Source organism: Dehalococcoides sp. (genome assembly GCF_041654235.1).
GTDB lineage: Bacteria > Chloroflexota > Dehalococcoidia > Dehalococcoidales > Dehalococcoidaceae > Dehalococcoides > Dehalococcoides mccartyi_B.
Map to the genome: position 1 here is coordinate 32,394 of NZ_JBAZDW010000011.1, position 825 is coordinate 33,218.

An 825-nucleotide genomic window follows, 5' to 3' on the forward strand; every position below is an offset into this window, starting at 1 on the left:
TATAGCGAGTTTTATGACGGCTAACCCAAACATCAGGGGTTTTATCTCCGGGAAATGACTGAATTTTAAGATATTGATATTCCAGTAGTGCCCTTTGGACTTTAGGGCCTATGCGAACCACACGTTCCTTAGCCCCTTTACCCATTACCTTAATCAACTCGCTATCGTAATTGATATCGCTCCATTTTAGCTCTGTACATTCACTCAATCTCAGCCCCGTATCAAGTAACAATAGAATAAGTGCTTTATTCCGCCTATCCTCGAATGTTTCCCCAGATACCAGGGCAAGTAAGCGCTGACAATGTTCTGGAGTAAGAGGTTGTATAACCTTGCGAGGAACTTTAGGCAGACGTACCTGCTTTAACGGATCTACAGTAATTTGACCATTGTCCTTGAGCCAGTTAATAAATGGGCGAATTTGCTTGAAGTAATCAGTGACAGATTGCGGACCGTTAGTCAGTTGTAATTGTTGTAGAAATAATCCGAGGTGGATAGAGGTAATCTGTGCCGGCTTAGTGACACCATTCGCTTGGCAAAAATCCAGAAAACGACCACACATATACCGGTAATTGGAAATTGTGGCTTTACTGAGTTGACCAACCTTGGCCATTAATAAGTATGTCGAAAGACATAATTTAAGGTCATCTGGTGTAGTCAAAAGGTCACTAGCTACGATTGGGTAATCGTAAGATTTTTTGCGAGTTAAACGGTCATTCATGCGCCATTTCGAGCTACCGACAGCGCTTTTAGCTTTATGGTGGAGCCGGAGGGATTCGAACCCTCTACCTTTTGACTGCCAGTTAGCCCCCCAAAAACCAAGCGCTA

General features: G+C 43.3%; 1 protein-coding gene. It reads right to left on the reverse strand.

Annotated features, from left to right (window positions below; genetic code table 11):
- Window positions 1-718: tyrosine-type recombinase/integrase (locus WC259_RS02610; RefSeq protein WP_372643066.1), on the reverse strand; the 718-nt coding region annotated here is incomplete at its 3' end.
- Window positions 719-825: the final 107 nt, after the last annotated feature.